Below are 326 nucleotides of genomic sequence, written 5' to 3' on the forward strand. Positions count from 1 at the left end.
TAGTAATTGATACTAGACAAGGATGTATCCGAGTGCTGAACCCACAACCATTATGATGATACTGGTTAATGTCATATTGTTGTCGACCCATTCATCAAGCTTACTCATTCGAAGTTCCTCTTTCTTTGCTAATCATGTCAAAACCATGTTCAACACCATAAATTACTTCACGTAAAAGCGTCTTATTTGGTGAGTTCAAATTAGCAATGACTCGACCAATTTCATTGCCCAAGTTACAAAGTTCAATATCACCATCTGGAAGGCTATCAAGCGCTAACTTGAGGTTTGAAAGAAAAATATCAGGGTTCAGAAAATCTGAACTAGGG

Annotated in this window: 1 pseudogene; it reads right to left on the reverse strand. The window is 37.4% G+C overall.

Annotated elements, in window-relative coordinates:
* Positions 1-100: 100 nt before the first annotated feature.
* Positions 101-326, reverse strand: a pseudogene (locus tag AB4486_RS25390) (hypothetical protein); the annotation flags it as partial.

The organism is Vibrio sp. 10N.222.55.C6 (assembly GCF_041473395.1).
In the GTDB taxonomy this organism is placed as follows: domain Bacteria; phylum Pseudomonadota; class Gammaproteobacteria; order Enterobacterales; family Vibrionaceae; genus Vibrio; species Vibrio crassostreae_C.